Source organism: Lishizhenia sp. (assembly GCF_057456495.1).
In genome coordinates this window covers 1-15701 of the sequence record NZ_JBVCPV010000059.1, presented here as the reverse complement: position 1 = coordinate 15701, position 15701 = coordinate 1, and the positions used below count along the sequence as shown (strand labels likewise).

Genomic DNA, 15701 nt, shown 5'->3' with positions numbered 1-15701 from the left:
TATGCTTCGTGTTTGGGGTGGTGGTATATATGAAGATGAAGTGTTTTATGATTTATGTGATGAAAAGGGCATTCTAGTTTGGCAAGATTTTATGTTTGCTTGTGCCATGTATCCTAGCGATACTGCTTTTTTAAACAGTGTTGAAACTGAAGCTATCTATCAAGTTAAGCGTTTACGACAACATCCTTCTGTAGTTTGTTTTAATGGGAACAATGAGGTAGAGGTTGCTTGGAAGAACTGGGGATTTCAGGGACAAGAAAAGTATAATTTGACGGAAACAGCTCAACTGAAAATAGAAGAGGGCTATAATAAAATTTTTAAAGTGTTACTAAAGGATGTTGTTGCTCTATATGCTAATATTCCGTACGAACATACTTCGCCGTTGAGTAACTGGGGAACAGCTGAAAATTTTAAACACGGAACCATGCATTATTGGGGAGTTTGGCATGGGAATGACTCTCTTCAAGAATTTTGGAAACAAATTGGTCGCTTTAATGCTGAGTTTGGTTTTCAGAGCTTTCCTTCGCCATATGCAATGCGTATGATTACAGAAAAGGAAAATTGGTCTTTGGAGAATACTGCTATTCAAGCACGACAAAAAAGCTACATAGGTAGTGCAAAAATTGAAGCGTTTATCCAACGAGAATTTGAAAAGTATGAAGGGTTCTCTGATTTTGTTTATAAGAGTCAATTGGTACAAACTAAAGGAGTTGGAGGAGCCTTGATCGCTCAACGTTTGCAATCACCGGCTTGTGGAGGTTCTTTGTTTTGGCAATTGAACGATTGTTGGGAAGCTCCTACTTGGTCAGCCATAGACTATCATGGAGAACGTAAAGCACTTTATTATGCGGCTAAAGAGGTGTTTGCTCCTCAAACGGTAGTAAGAGATCCCAATCGTCCGTCAGATTTCTATTTTCTACAAGAGGATATTCCTGAAGAAAACCAAGCTTTAGAATTGAAATATTATTCCTTTGAGGGACAGTTGTTACACCGGACAGATTATCCACTTACTGCACAAATGAAGCAACAGGTAAGAGTGGAGGATAGTTTGGGTGATTTTCTGTTGATCACCCTGGGTGAAAAGAGCTTTGAGTTCATATTAAATAATGAAAAACGAAAGGAATCTTTAGAAAATTCAACAGTTGAGATTGTCGCTTTAGCGTATGATGATGAAACCAGAAGGGGAACGCTTACTTTTAGAGCAAACACTTTTGTAGGAGCTTTACAGTTTTACAGTGAAAAATATCCTCTTATTTTTGCTGAAAACTTTAATCATTTCTTACCGGGAAAATATAGCCTGGAATTCGAAATAAGAAAGCCCGTTAAAGGACTCGATAAAGAAGATATTTATTTTCATTACATCAAGAGATAATGTTTAGTAAAGAAGAATTACGTGAGAGAAAAACCCTGTTTTGGGAAGGTTTGAAAAAGAAGATGCAAAACCGCAAGTCGGCCAATGGTAAGCGTGCGAATTGGATCAATTATAGAACCGGACTCAAGTTTTTCTATGTTCGACTGGATGTAAACAGTAAACGCGCAATTTTTGCTTTGGACTTACAGCCCAAAGATGAAGGGATTAAAGAAATTTTCTGGGAACAATTACAAGAATTGAAAGTTGTTTTGGAGTCAGAAATGGGGCCTGGAATTTGGGATGAAGATGTAGAAATAAAATACGGACACAGTGTAAGTAGAATTTACTGGGAGTTGCCCGATGTAAATATGTTCAAAAAAGAAGACACAGATAAAATCTATGCCTTCTTTCAAGAAAAGTTAATTGCTTTCGACCGTTTCTATACAGATTACGATGAAATATTGCTTACACTAGCTCAGTAAGCGTTAATTTATTTTAATCACGTTTGAATAACTCCAACATTGTATGGCTTTTCAGCTTTCTTATTGTTGGCCATTTCTATACCCATACTTACTACTTTACGCGTTTCTGTAGGATCGATAATAGCATCTACCCATAAACGAGATGCTGCGTAATATGGAGAAATTTGTTCGTCGTATTTATTCTTAATTGTATCGTAAAGTTCTTTCTCTCTCTCTGGAGTAATTTCTTCCCCCTTCGCTTTTAAAGAAGCAACTTCTATCTGTAACAAAGTTTTAGCTGCAGCAGCACCACTCATTACAGCAATCTCAGCCGTTGGCCATGCTACGATTAATCGTGGATCATAAGCCTTACCACACATTGCGTAGTTTCCTGCTCCGTAAGAGTTCCCCATAATAATAGAGAATTTAGGTACTACACTGTTGGCCATGGCATTTACTAATTTGGCTCCATCTTTAATAATACCACCGTGCTCACTCTTAGAACCTACCATAAATCCGGTAACGTCTGTTAAGAATACCAATGGAATATTTTTCTGGTTACAGTTCATAATGAAACGCGCACCTTTGTCGGCAGAATCAGAATAAATCACTCCTCCGAATTGCAATTCACCTTTACCGCTTTTTACCAACTCTCTTTGGTTTGCTACAATACCAACGCTCCATCCATCTATGCGGGCATAAGCAGTTACTAATGATTTACCAAATCCTTTTTTGTATTCAGTAAATTCAGAGTCGTCTACTACAGCTTTAATGATTTCTCTAACGTCGTAAGGTTTGCTTCTTTCCACAGGTAACATCCCATACAAATCTTTTGCAGGTACCTTTGGTGCTACGCTTTCCTTTCTATCGAATCCAGCGTTTTCTTTTGCACCTACCTTATCCATGATTTCACGAATTGTATCTAAGCACTCCTCGTCAGTTTCACTTTGGTAATCACAAACACCAGATATTTCTGTGTGCGTATGTGCTCCTCCCAAGGTTTCATTATCTATAGATTCTCCAATAGCAGCTTTTACTAAGTAAGATCCTGCTAAGAAAATAGTTCCTGTTTTGTTGACAATTAAACTTTCGTCAGACATAATTGGCAAATAAGCACCTCCGGCAACACAGCTTCCCATTACAGCAGCAATTTGTACAATTCCGCGTGAGCTCATTACCGCGTTGTTTCTAAAAATACGACCAAAGTGTTCTTTGTCTGGGAAAATTTCATCTTGCATCGGTAAGAAAACCCCTGCAGAATCTACCAAGTAAATGATAGGTAAGTTGTTCTCCATGGCAATCTCTTGCGCTCTCAAGTTTTTCTTACCAGTAATTGGGAACCAAGCTCCTGCCTTCACAGTAGCATCATTGGCAACTACTATACATTGCTTACCTGCTACATATCCTATAACAATAACAACACCTCCAGAAGGGCAACCTCCGTACTCTTCATACATTCCTTTTCCTGCGAAAGCACCTATTTCAACACGCTCTGTGTTCTTGTCCAATAAGTAGTCAATACGCTCTCTAGCTGTAAGTTTTCCTTTTGCGTGGTGTTTTTCAATCTTCTTTTTTCCACCTCCTAGGTATACTTTGTCTAATTCCCTTTGTAGTTGTGATATCTTAAGACGCATAGCGTCTTCGTTTTTATTAAAGTCTAGTTCTTTCTTTGAAATACCCATGAATATTCAATTTAGGCTTAAAAATAGAAGGAATTCTTGATTCTCCTTGTGTTTAAGGGCTACTTTTCCCTAATTCACTTAATATTCTCTTGAGGTGATGAATCTTAGATAAGTATAATCTATGTAAAGAAATGGATCAATTTGTGAGATATATTTCATTGGTGTTGATTTTAATTTAGGAAGTGAATTTCTTTGGAGGTGGGTCTACAATAACACGTTATTTTGTTGTTAATATTCTTTCATTTACTGGTTGCAAGTGTGAAAAATATTTAATCTAAATACTATCTTAGCGACACCACTTAACAACCAAAACCTCAAAATGAATTAATTATGAAACTTTTTTTAATTACACTTTTGAGTGTGTGTAATATTTCCTTAACCACAGAAATCAAGGTCCACAAGGCTTTTGAAACACATTACTCTACGAAAGAATTGAGCGATTTGAAAGCAATGTCACCCCAAGATATTAAGGTGATGAATTATAGTGTAGAATATGCTTTGTCCAAAGCTTTTGAAATGAAGAAGCAAGCGGTTACTCCTGATTTTATAGTTGATGAATCTCGATTTAAAGCTGCTAAGTCATATTTAGATTTAGGGTTAAGAATCAAAGCAAACAAAACCCTGTACATTCAATTAAAAGGAACAAATCTATGGGTGAGTCTTTATTCTTTTGAACGACTTAAAATTGAATTCCAATCTAAAAACCGTAAGTAGTGATGAAGTTATTTTTAAGTTCAGTTTTTGCCCTTAGCGCTTTTTTAACTTTTGGTCAGTTTACCATGACTGGTCCCGATAATGATGTAAATAATCCTTTAGATTGTAGTACCATTGGTGGAAACCCAACAAATTTTACTTACGATGGTTCTGGGTCTTATCCTGCCAATGCAAATGAGGTGTTAACACTTTGTCCAGATTTATCACAAGGTTCTAAAGTAAGAGTAGCTTTTGCTACAAATGCTGGTTTTACCTTTGATATTGATGGAAGCGATGAACTTCGCATTTATGATGGAGATAATATTTCGGCTCCATTAATTGGTAGTTATAATTCTGTTACCCATCCAAATGGGATGAATGTAGAGGCTTCTTGGAATAATCCAAGTGGATGTTTAACCTTGGAATTTATTTCTGATGGTGCAGTTGAAGGAACAGGTTGGACGGCAAATATAACATGTGGTAATCCACCTCAACCCTTCGAAAATCATATAGAAGCATTTGTTAATGACGGCACAACCGATGTTTTAAACCCATCAGATACGGGGTATGTAGACGTTTGTTTAGGAGATTCTATCTTATTTGTAGCTCAGCCTGACTTTCCTTATGCGTTAGAAAATACTGGAACGGGCTATTCGCAATCCAACACAACGGTAAATTTCGAATGGACCATTTCTGGAGTAGGTCAGTTTCAAGGAGATTCTTTGTGGTTTACACCTCCAGCTAGAACGGGTTATTTTGTTGAGTTAAGAACAACGGATGATTTTCCAACCACGGAGGTTATGAACTGTAAAGTTCGCGTTTCTCAATTGCCCAACTTTTCTGGAGCCGGTACCTTAGAGGATACTGTTTGTATGGGAGAGATTACGGAGTTAGTAGGTGGTGTAACCACCACAGATACGGCTGGTGTACATGTACCCGGAGGAACTTTTGTAATTGGAGGTACTTATGCTGGGTTAACTGTTTTGCCTGATGGAGTAGGGGTTTCTTATTCTACCACCATTCCTATTACAGGATTTGGACCTGGTGTGACTATACAGTCAGCATCAGATATTGATTCGTTAATTTTAGCCATGGAACACAGTTTCTTGGGTGATTTAGAGGTTGAGCTGGAATGTCCTAATGGTACTTCGATCGTTATTTTTAATGGAAATTCGGGGGGTGGAGGTTCCACTTTTTTAGGTGATGACACGAACATAGACGGAGGTGCTCCTGGACCTGAGATTTGGACCTATGCCTTCTCTGATACTTATGCAAACTGGAGTGATTTAATAACTGAAAATGGAAATGGAAACACCGTTTTAAATAGTGGTGGGTTTAATTCAATGAACCCTGACGGTGTTTATCTTCCCGAAGATTCATTTAGTGGGTTCATAGGGTGTCCAATCGACGGAGCTTGGACGATTACAGTTACAGACAATTTAGGAATAGATGATGGATATATTTTCTCATGGGGATTGTTCTTTAATCAAGATTTGTTTCCCGAAACAGAAGGTTACCAAAATGTGATAGAGCAGGAGTGGTGGACAGATGATCCTGCTATAGTAGGAGGACAAGAGGATACCGTTTTAATGGTGAACCCTAGTGCTGAAGGAGAATATAATTTCACCTTTAATGTTATTGATGATTTTGGGTGTGAATACGATACAACTGTAACATTTTTTGTAGCCCCTGGGCCTGCAATTTTTGGAGATACCATTGCGTGTGATTTAGGTTTACAAGTTACAGGGACTGCTTCTTATTCTGGGGGAGTTTGGAATGCTCAAGATACAGCGGTTCATTTTACACCGAACGCCAATATGGAAAACCCAATAATTACAACTAGTACTGCGGGTACGTATGAGGTAAGTTTTACGGATCAACAATGTAATAGGAGTGTAACAGCTGAAATTTATTTCCCGGGTTATCCGTGGACACATATAGATGATACACTTATTTGTGAAGGAGCGAGTGTACTGCTTGTTGCTGATACAAATATGAATAACTTACAGTATACTTGGGAGGATGGAACTGTTGGTCAAACCAGGACAGTTCAAGGTGCAGGTGTTTATACGGTGATTGTAACCAATGAGTGTCATTCCTATACAAGCTCAGCTGTAGTAGTAGAGAAAGTATGTGGACTAACAATTCCCAATGTGATTACACCCAATGGAGATGATATGAATGATGCTTTTATTATTCAATTTGTTGGGGTGAAAGCATACGAAATTGTCATTACCAATAGATGGGGAAATGTGGTCTACGAAAGTAATGATCCTTTTGCCGCTTGGGATGGAACTAACAAAGGGGGAGCTGATGTGTCTGCAGGAACATACTTCTATCAAATTGTTGCAGAGATGGAATCGGGCGAAGAATTAGTAGAACAAGGTTTTGTACAGGTTGTTAGGTAATCATCACACGAGCATATAATTAAAAGCCCCGAGCATTTGCTCGGGGCTTTTTTATTGCCTTTTCTTTATGACCAAGAAAAAAGGGAGATCAAATTAACCTCCCTTTTATTCTTACATTTTTGAAACAAAGTCTTTGAAGACTTCTTTGTGTTTTTCTAAGTCCATATTTGCAGATAAAGATACACGCGCGATGTAGTCTTTGTCAGCTTCCTTTGTAGTACCTTGTGTTGAGGTTGCAGGAATTGTCCAGTAACATCCCTTTAATTGACCATAACTTACACAATATTTACTTTCATTAGGAATTTCAGTAATCATCATGTTGATCAATAAATTGTTCATTTCACGTTTGTAGCTTTCTTTTTCTTCGGCTGTGTTTCCTTTCGTTGGAAGGTCCAAAGAGAATACAGAAGGAGTAAATCCTTCTTGTGCTAATTCTTCTGATACAAAATTGATCTTGGCTTCAGGCAATACTTCTTCGATGAAATTTACAAATGCTCTCGTATTTACGTAAGCATCTGCTATCCTTTGGTTCATAGAAGGTATTTGTTCTGCTAATATTTCATACTGAAGTGCTGTTGCTTCATTGTCACACAAGGTTAAGTGTTTTTCAATTTTAGCCATCAAGTTGTCTGCCTTTTTGTTGGCTACTAAATATCCGGCTGTACACTTACCACCACTAGGGAATTTAGATCCACTTACATAGGCGATAGCACTAACTGATGCTAGAATGTTATTTTCTCCTAAGAAATGAAAATTTGGACAAAAAGTTTGGTCTAAGATAAAGACCGGAGCAACCGCTTTTTCTCCATTTGGAGTAGTGCGTTCTTTGCTTAGCGCATCTCTTAAATTTTCTAATACAGGAACTTCAACCCTTGGGTTGGTTGGTATTTCAGCTATAATGAAAGGTACAGCATCCATCTCAGCAATGGTTGTCAGTACTCTGTCCACACTGTTTACCATATCGTTTCCTCCATCCACGGGTAAGTCCATTACTTCCACGTTTTCTAGGCATGCTGCCACTCTTCGAGCTTGATCATTAGTACCTCCATAACAGTTCGGTGGAACAACAATTTTTATTTCCTTTCCTGGGTATGTTTCCAATGCATGGTCTATTAATCCCATTACAATGGCATATTGTGTAGATAACCCACACGAAGCAACCAAGGCTTCAGAGTTTGTATTGGTTATTGTTTTTACCTCTGCTCGCAGTTTAGCTTTATTGGTTGCGAGGTCACTAATGTTTTGATGAGCGTCTTTTCCGACTAATTGTTGCAGTACGGAGAAAGTATTTGCAGGCGTCATTGCTACCGTTTCTCTTCTTCTTACGTGTTGAATTTCTGAAACATAAGTTTGGTTCTCCTCTCCAAGTACTGATAAAATACTTCCATATGGAGCATGTATACTTAAGAAGAAATCAACATTATCATGCTCAGTTAATTCACCTACTTTGTTATGTGTAGAAATAAATACGGTACTTCCATCAAATGCTTCCAATGCTGCATCCTTATCAATGTGTTCAACCTCAAAGTTGTATCCGTAAACTTTTCTTAATGCATCAAAATCAAACTGAGATGGTAGTTGATCTGTATACACTACACGCGTATTTTTTTTCAAGAATAAATTCTTTCTCAATACGGCCATTAAAGGAATGGTGATAGATTGAAAACTGATTACACGTTCTGCTGAAAGTCCGTTCATTTTTGCAATGGTCCATTCTAAAACAGAAGAAAGTGGGTGACCTAAACGAATATAATCGTAGGCTGTTGGTAAACTTTCTAAATTTTGGGTAGATAATTTATCTGCATTTACCAAAGCTTCGAATTGCTCTAAAAATTGAGTTTTAGCTTGAGATTCGTCATATATATCTAATCGGTGAGTTGTAAGTTTTAACCAGTCTGTTGGTACTTGCTCGATTAGCGTAGAAATGTAATTGATCAATTTATTGTTCTCCATAATTTTCTCCTTCAGATTGGCGGCCAAGATAGCAGAATTCGATGGATTTTAAAAGTTTTTGGAGACGTCTTGGCCCTTTTCTACAGGCTCTAGAAAATGTTAAAGAGCAGGATTGGAAATATTGCTTTAACCTAAAGCAATTCTTCGTAAATGGAATTATATATCTACACCGAAAAGAGATCCAACATATGCTGAAACTAGCATGGCTACTGTTCCCCAGATAGTAATGCGGAGTACAGGTTTAAGAACAGGTGCTCCTCCTGTCTTTGCTGAAGTAGCTCCTAAGAGAATTAGAAAGAAAATGGTGGAAATATACAAGGCATACTCCATTAAACTTAAGGGGGTGAAAAGTACAACAAGTAAAGGGAGTAAACCACCCACAGTGAAGGATGCTCCTGATGCCAAAGCTGCTTGTAAAGGTTTGGCTTTGCTTATTTCATTAATCCCTAATTCATCTCTGATGTGGGTTCCGAGGGCATCCTTTTGTGTAAGTTCTATGGCAACTTGCAAGGCTGTAGCTTTGGATAAACCACGTGCTTCATAAATTTGGGCTAAAACCTGAAGTTCCTCAATTGGGGTATCCCTAAGTTCTTGTTTTTCTCGTTCTATATCTGCCTTTTCGGTATCTGTTTGAGAGCTTACTGATACATATTCTCCTGCAGCCATTGATAAGGCTCCGGCCACTAAACCTGCTACTGTAGCTAATATGATGGGTTCATGGGTGGAGCTGGCGGCAGCAACACCTATGGCTAAACTGGAAACCGAAATAATACCGTCATTAGCACCTAATACTGCTGCGCGTAACCAATTACTTCGGTGTATGTAATGTTTGTCTAGATAATTGTCGAGATTTACTTTATCCATCTTATTTATAGAACAGCGTTTAACACCTAATTTACAGTTTATTTCTGTAAAAAGAGATTTTAAGTGAGGAATAAAGTAGTGTTCAATGTATTTAAAAGGTTAGAAGTTGTGTTGAGATGAGGTGAGGTTTGGCCGACAGGGAAAAGCCAAAGAATTCTATTTTGTTAGAAGAAAGGAAATTTCAAATCTTTATCTCTTTTTAAAGAACTATCAATTTTACCATCGCAGTGAGACGGTCATTTCTTTTTTCTGAGGTTTGTTTAGTTGTAGGGTATAGTTTCTTAGACTTTTCCGTATCAATTCTGTCGTACCTTATTTTAATAATGTTACTTTTTTATTCATAAATACAACGGTCAAATTCAAAGGAAAGTCATTTTTTGTAAAGGGTGTCTTTTACATTTTTATAGTTAAATTACTCTCCTCTTTTCTCCATATTTAACAGAAAGTTACAACCGATTCTCAAATATCCAACGGTAGAAACACCCCTATTTTTAAGGGGGGAATACCTATTTATAGAGTAATTTACGCGAAAAAAAATAATTATCCCAATAAAATCATTTAATAAAAGGCAAAAGAAATTAGTTGAAAAAACAGCTTAAAGTCGCAAGATTTTTATTGAAATGCCGAATTACTTACTAAAAAAGAGATGAATTGGATACATTTTGAACAAATAATTAGCCTCATGCTGGAACGGAAATGATATCGTAGAGCTCAGGTAAACTACAATCCCAATGGTAAGTGTCTTTAATTTTAACACGAAAAGTATCTGCAGCATGTGCTTCGCCATGAATGATGAACACCTGCTCGGGGGTGTTCGATATTTCGCTCATCCAGTCTAATAGTTCTTTTTGATCGGCATGTGCCGATAGAGTTTGGATTTCAAAAACCTCTGCTTTTACTTCATAATACTTTCCGTAAATCTTTATATCAACGCATCCATTTAATAATTTTCTACCCCTCGTACCTTCAGCCTGATATCCTGCAATCAAAATGGAGGTTTCTGGTAAATCAACATATTGTTGAAGGTAAGTCAATACTCTCCCCCCAGTAATCATTCCACTTCCTGCAATTACAATTTTCGATCTTCTATCATCGATAACTTCCCATGTCTCTTTGTATTCTTGAACTATTGTAAAGGCATTGCACATGGCTGTATACTCTTCCGTTGAGAGTTTATGCCATGATTTGTGATTATGGAACACGTTTAAGACATTTGCTCCCATCGGACTGTCCATAATTAATGGGATATCCGGAATAAGACCTTTTTTCTTAAGTTGCCATATCACGTACATAAGTGTTTGTGTACGTTCAACCGCAAAACTTGGGATAATTAATGTTCCATCTTTATTTACTGTATGATTGATGATTTTTTGGAGTTTATCCTGCAAGTTTTCTTTGGGATGTAACCGATCTCCATAGGTGCTTTCAATAAAAAGAAAATCGGCTCTTTGAGGCTTTTTGTACGGTCTCATTAATAAATCCTCCTTGCGACCAATATCACCGGAGAAAACAAAACGTTTCCCGTGCACATCTAGTTCTATGAAAGCAGCACCTATAATATGTCCATTGTATTGAAACCTTACTTTTATATCCTCAAATAAATTGAGCCATTCTCCTTCTGGCATTGTTCGGAAATGATGTATGGCTTTTTCCGCGTCTGTTAAGTCGTACAAAGGAGCAGGGTGTGAATGTTTCGAATATCCCTCCTTATTAGCTTTTTGTGCCTCTTCTTCCTGAATTTTTGCACTATCGCGAAGAATGATTTCGGCAATTTCTAAAGTTGGTGCTGTGCCGTAAATGGCATTTTTGTAACCCATTTTTACAAGTCTTGGGAGATATCCTGTATGATCCATATGCCCATGAGTCAGTAGAACAGCATCAATTTCTTCTACATTAACAGGTAAATAATCCCAGTTGAGTAAACGAAGTTTTTTTAACCCTTGGAAGAGTCCACAGTCTATCATTATTTTTTTTTCACCTGTATCAATAAGATATTTCGAACCTGTTACAGTGCCGGCAGCACCAAGGAAGTGAATAGAGATATTATCGTTTATCTTCATGTTGGTTGTTTTAGCTATTTACAAGTTACACAATTGTTTTGCTTCTGATAATATATTCGAGTGCCTTTGTTTATGAATATCAATTTTGAAGAGTATATTTCTGCTATTCATGAGTTCCTTACACAATACTATATTTTCATTGAGTAATTTATGCTTTTCATTCAGAGATAAAGAGGTTAAACAAGTTATTGGATGAAGTCCGGCCTGATCAATTAATTCTTTCAATGATCCTTGAGCTGGAGAGTCCCAATCGACAAGTTTTATTCCCATACAGTTTCCATATTGAATGGCATCTTTGCTAAAACGCGTGTTGGTAAAAATCCATCCCTCATGTATTTTGTTTTGATGCTGATTGAGCTTTTTCCAGTTTTGCTTGATATCATGAAACCTTGATTGAATATATAAAGGGATTTTTACATCACTTTGTCGAGATTGCTCGCTATGAAACTTACATTCTACCAAGAGATAACGATTGTCTTTTTGAGCAATCACATCAACTTCATGTTTAACGCATACCCCCTCTAAAATCTGATCGGTTTCAGTTTGATATCCCTGATGTATAAGCGTTTGTTCTACTATTTTTTCAAAGGGAAATCCAGAAGGACCCATTTCTAAAAGCGCTTTTTTTAATTTGTAGCGAGCCGCAATGGATCTTTTATATTGACGTAAGCGAGAGAAGGCAATTTTATGTATTTCCTCGGTGGAGATGTTTTCGTAAAGTGCTGCAGAAACTTCTGAAAGCACATGGTTTATCATGTCGTCTGTAGCTCCTGAGTTTTTCAATGAAAGGCGCAGTTTTCTAGCATCGAAAACATCGTGTTTCCCATTCATTTTTAGGATGGATATTTGCTCATTTTCCATAGGGCTTGGGTTATGCGTCTGGGTGACTTTCCATATGGCGTTTGAGCAAAATTTTTAAACTTTCTAAGTACTCTGATAAGTTTTTGGTGTCAATCTTATCTGTTACTGGTACATCTAAAGTCATGGGCGTTTCATTGAGATGCTGATAAAGCCCAGGGTATTCCTGTTCTATTTTTAAAGTTAATGTAGTTATTTCTTGTAGTAATCCTTGTAGCCTTTTCATGATTCATGTTTTTAATGGGATGATTACGTATGGTATTGACCAATAAAAGATACGGATTTTTAACGTGAAAAACTATCTATTTAATACTCGTTTATTCTGACGGCTTAACGATTCGTTAGAACTATGGTAAAGTATTTGTCTACTGGCTTTTCGGAGTCTAGGTTTTTTGTGCTTTTTCTTTTCTCAGAGTTAACACATGAAGTACTTTTTGATTTTCAGATTTATAACGGTTGGACTACCTGTACAGCCACCCACTTCCTCCAACTCTCTATCCTTTTCATCATTACTAATTATAAATACACCAGATTTATGACGGAGAATGAAACCTTCCTCTAGAATGTCTCCTTTCTTGTACCCCCTCATTTGACCTTCTCCCAAGTATGATACCTTAACCTTTCCCGCTTTAAATTCTACATTTACTTTTTCACCTAAAGATTGTCCTTCCCATTCTTCAAAAGAAACTTGGAAGGTATAAGTGGTATCAGGTATAAGCGTATCACTTTTCAATGGTCTTTGTGTAAATTCAAATTGGTCAATGTGAGTCGTTGCATCAATTACCTTTCGATTTACCTGTGAAAACGATATAGATATGGAAAGTAATTGAATAAAGTAGAAAGAGCAGAAGAGTTTGAAATTGACATTCATGGTCAAGATATTAATGATTAAGCGTGATTGAATATTTGAATATTGAACACAAAAACTCAACCCGAAGGTTGAGTTTTGTATTCATATGTATTGAGTTCTAATGAACTCCAATAGGATCTGTATCTGGGTAATCAGGAGTTACATTTACGTATCCTCCGATACTAACATTTCCTAATAAAAGTAATCCTGTTAAGTGAGGAGCAGCCATAGAAGTTCCGGAGATAGTGTTGTATCCACCATTTTTCCATGTAGAATTAACGTTTACACCAGGTTCTATATAATCTACAGGTGAACCATAGTTACTAAAACTCGCCCATCCATCTGTGGAGGTCATGGCACTTACTGTGTAGATGTTTGCACCATTAACACGGGCAGGAGAATGATTATTAGCATCATCAGATTCATTACCTGCTGCAAGAACAAATTTACATGTACTAGAAGCTGATACAACTGCGGCATCTAAAGAAGTAGAAATCCCTCCACCTAAACTCATATTAGCAACATCATTGGCTCCTGCATTGCTCGCCACGTAATTTACTCCAGCGATAACTCCACTTAATGAACCGCTACCTCTACGGTCTAAAACACGTACAGATACAACAGATGTTCCTGGTGCAACTCCGATTACACCAAAGTTATTGTCAATGGCTGCAACGGTTCCGGCAACATGAGTACCATGTCCATTTTGATCATCCGGTGTTGAATTTCCCCCTAAGAAGGTTTCAGATAAGCTTGTGTTTACATTTAAATCTGGATGGTCTAAATCAATTCCAGAATCTACAATCCATGCGGTAAAGGATGAACTAGATCCTCCTCCGTTAACTCTGTTTATTCCCCAAGGTGTAGTTTGTGGGGGTGGATTATCACTTCCTTTATTTCCTCCACCTACGCCTTCTGGTTTCCCTAGAGATACGATTCTGTCAGGCTCAACGCTAATCACACGCGGGTCATTTTTTAATTGCTGTACTTCCTCATCACTCAGAACGGCAGCATAACCCAGTATAGTTTTATCGTAAATTTTGTCTGCATTTAAATCGCGTTGTGTAATGTTTCTGTGAACGCGTTGTAATTCATCTTTGAATAATTTTTGACGTTCCTGATAGGTTAAACTCACGTTATTTTTAGGTGTAGCTATTGTACTTTTTTCATAACGAACGATGTAGGTATTGGGAATAATCTCTCCGAACTTGGTCGGAGTTTCCATGTTTTCGATTTCGCTTCTTTCCTCTTCTTGGACGGGAGTATCTTTTTTACAACTCACAGCCAACAAGGTGCAGGCACTAAATCCTAGTGTGTAAATTAATTTCTTTTTCATCGTTTTTGGGTTTTTGTTTCATTACAAGTTACGAAAAAAATGATGAAAGAAATAGAATGAATTTGTCCAAAAAGTTGCTGATTGTTTTTATTTGTCCTTGTTCTTTGATTATTTGAAAATGGACAAATAATCAAGGGCAGAAACCTAATTGTATACCTATCAAAGTTTGTGGGTTAAGAGAATTGTGCTACATATTATTTTGGTGGATGAATGCCCTGGCACTCATATTACATTGTCAATTAATCGCTGCATCAAGCCCTTTTCATTAAATACCCAAAGAATTTCATAGAACCCGGCTCCGTCACTGTTGTATTGATATACAAAGAAAATGTCACCGCTTTTATAAATAGTAAAGTTGTTTGTACATTCATAAATGTCAGAATAGAAGATATGGTGAAGATGGAGATCCGTTCCATTAAGGTTTATTGCTATTGAGTCAACTTGCGTTTTAGGGAGATTACCATCTGTTCCCCAAATAGGTCTTCCATTAATTCGAGTAAAACAAGTTTTATTTATGGTATCTATAATCTTGTGGGTAGAGTCAAATGGACTGGTGAAATATTGAAAAGAAAAGTCATTGCCCGCATATTCTTCAAGCTCATCCAAGAGCATTAACCGAGACCTGTGTATAAACCCACTGATATACGGTTGAAGAGTCTGATGAAAGCTAAACTTATTTTTTGGAATTAATACAGGAATCCATTCTTGATGTTTTAACATGGAGTCAGTAACATTATAACCTAACCAGAAAACCTCATTTTCATACACTTTATAAATTATTTCTGAATGTGCATTGGCCGACTTTCTAAGGTTGGTCCAACCATCTTTATCCTTTACAATCGCCATTTGAGAAAAGAGAAATGATGAAAATAGGAGGGGGAAGAAAAGAAATGAATACTTCATATAAGGATGGATTTTGATTGGAAATTACTGTAATTGTTTGGGTTTTTGTTGTTGACTAGCAGCTTCTGCGATAGCTTGGATACGCTTCATTTTTGTTGCTTCCCTTTTAGCAAGAACAATCCACGATAAGAGTAGTTTTTTGGAAGATTTGCTCAAGGATTCATAGTAGTCTCTGGCTCCTTCATATTTGTTGAATTCAAGGTTTAATTTTTCCGGAACTATAAGTGCTTCTACACTGTCTAGCAAGGTCCAAGATCCATTTTTCTTAGCCCTTTCAATTAC

Annotated in this window: 13 protein-coding genes and 1 pseudogene; 4 read left to right on the top strand and 10 right to left on the bottom strand. The window is 37.2% G+C overall.

The window, feature by feature from the left end; genetic code table 11:
• Positions 1–1372 (top strand): annotated as a pseudogene (locus AC22ZQ_RS06105) (hypothetical protein); the annotation flags it as partial.
• The gene (locus AC22ZQ_RS06100; protein WP_318957897.1) at positions 1372–1833 is read left to right on the top strand and encodes a DUF4268 domain-containing protein; all 462 of its coding nucleotides are present in this window, start codon (positions 1372–1374) and stop codon (positions 1831–1833) included. The pseudogene AC22ZQ_RS06105 and the gene AC22ZQ_RS06100, both read left to right, overlap by 1 nt.
• Before the next feature lie 17 nt (positions 1834–1850).
• Here the strand turns inward: AC22ZQ_RS06100 and AC22ZQ_RS06095 are convergent, their stop codons facing one another.
• Complete coding sequence (locus AC22ZQ_RS06095) at positions 1851–3494, bottom strand: acyl-CoA carboxylase subunit beta (protein WP_318957896.1); 1644 nt, start codon at positions 3492–3494, stop codon at positions 1851–1853.
• Positions 3495–3824: 330 nt separating this feature from the next.
• Between AC22ZQ_RS06095 and AC22ZQ_RS06090 the strand changes: the two genes are divergently transcribed.
• Entirely contained in the window at positions 3825–4208 is a 384-nt protein-coding gene (locus AC22ZQ_RS06090; protein ID WP_318957895.1) for a hypothetical protein, read from the top strand.
• Between the two features lie 2 nt (positions 4209–4210).
• Positions 4211–6595 (top strand): T9SS type B sorting domain-containing protein, encoded by a 2385-nt coding sequence (locus AC22ZQ_RS06085; RefSeq protein WP_318957894.1) that lies wholly within the window; start codon positions 4211–4213, stop codon positions 6593–6595.
• 111 nt (positions 6596–6706) lie between these two features.
• On the opposite strand, the gene AC22ZQ_RS06080 is transcribed toward AC22ZQ_RS06085, so the two are convergent.
• The 9 genes from AC22ZQ_RS06080 to AC22ZQ_RS06040 form a co-directional block, all read right to left on the bottom strand.
• Complete coding sequence (locus tag AC22ZQ_RS06080; protein ID WP_318957893.1) at positions 6707–8548, bottom strand: PLP-dependent aminotransferase family protein; 1842 nt, start codon at positions 8546–8548, stop codon at positions 6707–6709.
• Between the two features lie 156 nt (positions 8549–8704).
• Complete coding sequence (locus tag AC22ZQ_RS06075) at positions 8705–9412, bottom strand: VIT1/CCC1 transporter family protein (RefSeq protein ID WP_318957892.1); 708 nt, start codon at positions 9410–9412, stop codon at positions 8705–8707.
• A 680-nt stretch (positions 9413–10092) separates the two neighbouring features.
• Positions 10093–11472, bottom strand: coding sequence for an MBL fold metallo-hydrolase (locus tag AC22ZQ_RS06070; protein WP_318957891.1), 1380 nt, complete (start codon positions 11470–11472; stop codon positions 10093–10095).
• 18 nt (positions 11473–11490) lie between these two features.
• Complete coding sequence (locus AC22ZQ_RS06065) at positions 11491–12333, bottom strand: restriction endonuclease (RefSeq protein WP_318957890.1); 843 nt, start codon at positions 12331–12333, stop codon at positions 11491–11493.
• A 10-nt stretch (positions 12334–12343) separates the two neighbouring features.
• Positions 12344–12556, bottom strand: a complete 213-nt coding sequence (locus tag AC22ZQ_RS06060) for a hypothetical protein (RefSeq protein WP_318957889.1) — start codon at positions 12554–12556, stop codon at positions 12344–12346.
• A gap of 189 nt (positions 12557–12745) precedes the next feature.
• Positions 12746–13201 (bottom strand): hypothetical protein, encoded by a 456-nt coding sequence (locus tag AC22ZQ_RS06055; RefSeq protein ID WP_318957888.1) that lies wholly within the window; start codon positions 13199–13201, stop codon positions 12746–12748.
• Between the two features lie 97 nt (positions 13202–13298).
• A complete protein-coding gene (locus AC22ZQ_RS06050) occupies positions 13299–14516 on the bottom strand; it encodes a S8 family peptidase (RefSeq protein ID WP_318957887.1) in 1218 nt (405 codons plus the stop codon).
• A 222-nt stretch (positions 14517–14738) separates the two neighbouring features.
• Positions 14739–15419, bottom strand: coding sequence for a hypothetical protein (locus AC22ZQ_RS06045; protein ID WP_318957886.1), 681 nt, complete (start codon positions 15417–15419; stop codon positions 14739–14741).
• A 24-nt stretch (positions 15420–15443) separates the two neighbouring features.
• On the bottom strand, positions 15444–15701 hold a 258-nt coding region (locus AC22ZQ_RS06040), incomplete at its 5' end, for a YdeI/OmpD-associated family protein (RefSeq protein ID WP_318957885.1).